This is a genomic window from Staphylococcus pasteuri, from assembly GCF_030547725.1.
Lineage (GTDB): Bacteria > Bacillota > Bacilli > Staphylococcales > Staphylococcaceae > Staphylococcus > Staphylococcus pasteuri.
Genome location: NZ_JAUOQO010000954.1, coordinates 1 through 237 on the forward strand (window position 1 = coordinate 1; position 237 = coordinate 237).

The following is a 237-nucleotide window of genomic DNA, read 5'->3' on the forward strand; positions in this document are numbered from 1 at the left end:
ATGCCGCACATAATCGCCAGCTCTAATTTATTGGTGTTATCTAAGCGTCTGAACTCCTTCTTTTGTGCTTTTTTCATGTCTTTTTTCCACCAATGGTTACGACTTGCGATTTTGTACCTAGCAATTACTTTAAAGTTTGCTGCATCTTTATCGGATTTATCTATCTCACCAGCTAAATGGCAGGCGGTTATTTGCGCTTAGGTTTTCCCTGCGTCTTTGGGTTCACTGGCGTTTGCC

General features: G+C 41.8%; 1 protein-coding gene. It reads left to right on the top strand.

Translation table 11 applies throughout. The features are described from left to right. Window positions 1-201, top strand: a 201-nt coding sequence (locus Q4528_RS16015; RefSeq protein ID WP_303522749.1) for a hypothetical protein, incomplete at its 5' end; no start/stop codon positions are given. Between the last annotated feature and the right edge of the window lie 36 nt (window positions 202-237).